Source organism: Lactiplantibacillus garii (assembly GCF_003885105.1).
GTDB lineage: Bacteria > Bacillota > Bacilli > Lactobacillales > Lactobacillaceae > Lactiplantibacillus > Lactiplantibacillus garii.
Window position 1 is genome coordinate 1 of record NZ_QWZQ01000091.1, and the last position, 2,893, is coordinate 2,893.

The window sequence follows — 2,893 nt, forward strand, 5'->3', positions numbered from 1 at the left end:
GCAAAATCTTACTGATTAATTATGACTTTTCTTTGTATTATCGTCAATCATTGGTATACTAAATTTAAATAAAGCATTTTCAGCAAAGTTGGTCGAAAGGAGTACGCAACATGAATAAACAATTACAATATGGCGGCCTATTAGCAGTTGGCATGGCTGGTATCGCCGGGGGCTTTTCCGTTGGCGGCCTGTTAAAACGGTTGCGCCGACCAACCCCCAACCAGATCTTAAATCAGGTCAAGCGGGCCTTTTTAAAGGAAGCCCCGATTGAAGGCTCCTGGATTGAAATGAAAAAGTCGCCGCTTCAAAAATTTGCACTGCGTACCGACGTCTACTACGGCGGAATCACCCGCTACGAAGACGGTCAGCTCGTGCAGTACGAATTTTTAGCCGACGCCAATACCGGAAGTATTCTTGATATTTATCGTCTTTAATAAAAATTAAAAACAGACTGGTCCTGAGCTTTTAGTTGCTCCCACGCTCCCCACCATCACCGCACAAAAACGGTCGCTTCGTCTGAAGTGACCGTTTTTGTGTCAAACCATGTTTATCATAATCACCCACCAGCTCACGACCTTTGGGATGGCCGGACTAACTAACGCCCCATCAACATGGTCAATCCCAACACTCCCCACGCTGACCAACGAAACGACAATTGCCCACGTAGCGTCCTGCTAATTATTGCTATAGATGATCACTTCATTAACCGCCGCCACCGCCCGTCATCCCTTGTGTCGCCAGTAGTGGTAAAATGATGGCACAAACTTTTATTTAGAGGTGTCCACATGGCGACCGACCAACGCATTATTAAAACCAATCAGGCGATCGAAACCGCCTTTATTCAGTTAGCTCAAGCCCAACCCATTAACAAGATCACGGTAACGGCACTCGCTAAACGGGCCCACATTAGCCGCAAGACTTACTACGCTCATTACCCGGACATCGACGCTTTAGTCCTAACCTTAAAAACGCGCTTGCTCGATTCTTTCCGGCAGGCTTTCATTCCGGTCAGCGTTTCCGACACCAGCACCGACGCGGAACGGATGGATCAGTTTGTCACTTTTTTGGAAAAAAACCGTCAGCTGATCCAATTATTTCAAACACACGAGGACACCCTGTTTCTCACCTCAGCGCATCAAGATCTATCCGCGCTATACCAACAACGTTTATTTCAAAATCAACACTTCACCCAAGATGAGGCGACCACGATTGCACCCTGGCTAGTCGATTTTTACACCACGGGGCTCGCTAAGCTGATCATCGACTGGTTGTCGGCCGAAAAACCGCTCAGTCATCAAGCAATGACTAAACTGCTACTACTCCTCTTTCAAGTGACCAGTGCATCAAAAAAAGACGACCAGTAATTGGTCGTCTTTCTTTTTTCAATATTATCTCACTGCTGTTATAACGATTAGCCGAAGATGCTAGTGATATCCCGAAGAACCTGGTTCAACGAGGTGACCAATTGCTGTGGGGATTCCTGACATCCATGGTTATACCAAACAAGCAACGTACCAATCATCGTACTTGTTAGGATTGCAATATGATGATCTGAAAGCGTAATATCACTGCCGTAATTTACAAAGCCATTACCAATCTCGACTAATTGTTTGCGATGACATTCGTAAATAATATCCGTTCTTTTAAGAGAAACAACTAACTTAAATAATTTGATATTTGACATCCATTCCGTAAAGAAAGCAATCTGTAAATCTTTTAAACTGGTGGTCCCCCTAACTGTTTTCGAAAAATTCTCAGCAAATAATTCGCATTTATAATCAATAACGTCCTGCAAGCTATCAAATAAGCGGTAGAAGGTAGCCCTACTAACTGTCGAGACTTGGCAGATTTCTGTTATCGTCAATTCTTCGAAGTCCTGCCCTACAAGGCAAGTATCCATCGCTGCTATAATAAGTTTTGCAGATTTTTTTGCTCGTTTATCCTTCTTAATATGATACAAAGTGCACCTCTTTGTTTTGTATGTTATGAAACGATTGTTTTATATCTTAATTTAAGATACACTACCCGTTGTATTTAAGTCAAACTAACTTATCTAATTAGGAGGATATTATGAGTAGAGTTCCCTTATATAAAGGCGCAGAAAAGAAAAGTTATTATAAATTCTTGAAAAACATTGATCATGTCAGTGATACAGAGGTCAAACGGATCAAATCACTTAAACCGAATCCATCCGCAGCTATCAAATTTGCTGACCGTGCAATTGTTCAGACCAGCAGTTATACTCCGGCTCCCAATGGTGTGTATTTAATGGACGACGGAACACTGTTCATTAGTTGTGTCACACCCGCACCTAATATCACCGGTGAAATGGTAGAATGGTGGATGATTTGGCATCAACTTGATTCCTTGCGCTATGCTCTTTGGAATCCTGAAGATCATTATGGCGTGAAAATTTCTGACGAGGCCCGTCAAAGAATTCTAAATTCCAAGATTCCAATTCGGGAACGTCTCTGGGGAATCAACTGTGAGATTAATGAATCCTGGAATGGTGGTAACCCAACGACTGGTGAGCTTCATTTTGTCTCACCAGAATCCGTAGGCTTAAAAAACAACCTTGTTGGGACACCAAAATGCCAAGCCATTGTAGTGGCTAACAATAGCACTAAGATTGGTCCACTGGATTATCCGGTCCTTATGTTTGAATATCTACGAGAAAATGACCAAGGTCAAAACGAATGGGTTGTCTGCAGTTGGATGGGCCACCGTATCAAAAATGGTAAACCGTTTTCTCAGAAACTCCCAAAACCAATCTTAAAAAAGATGATTTCTGGCATGCCATCCATGTTTATCGTTCATAGCCACAAGGAAATCACGCACCTAAACGAAATACTCCCTAACCTATATACTGAACAAAAGGATAATTGGTTAGAAT

General features: G+C 42.5%; 4 protein-coding genes. 3 read left to right on the forward strand and 1 reads right to left on the reverse strand.

The annotated features are described in order from the left end of the window. Nucleotides 1–110: 110 nt before the first annotated feature. Together D1831_RS14035 and D1831_RS14040 are read left to right on the forward strand one after the other, a co-directional pair. Nucleotides 111–434 carry a PepSY domain-containing protein gene (locus tag D1831_RS14035; RefSeq protein ID WP_125073430.1) on the forward strand — a complete coding sequence of 108 codons (324 nt, stop codon included), beginning with the start codon at nt 111–113 and terminating at the stop codon, nt 432–434. 351 nt (nt 435–785) lie between these two features. Further along, on the forward strand, nt 786–1,364 hold the full coding sequence (locus D1831_RS14040; RefSeq protein ID WP_125073431.1) for a TetR/AcrR family transcriptional regulator: 579 nt from the start codon (nt 786–788) through the stop codon (nt 1,362–1,364). Nucleotides 1,365–1,411: 47 nt separating this feature from the next. On the opposite strand, the gene D1831_RS14045 is transcribed toward D1831_RS14040, so the two are convergent. Next, entirely contained in the window at nt 1,412–1,960 is a 549-nt protein-coding gene (locus D1831_RS14045) for a TetR/AcrR family transcriptional regulator (protein WP_125073432.1), read from the reverse strand. Between the two features lie 110 nt (nt 1,961–2,070). Between D1831_RS14045 and D1831_RS14050 the strand changes: the two genes are divergently transcribed. Further along, nucleotides 2,071–2,893 (forward strand): DAPG hydrolase family protein (locus tag D1831_RS14050; RefSeq protein WP_148096382.1); only part of this gene is annotated, 823 nt, incomplete at its 3' end.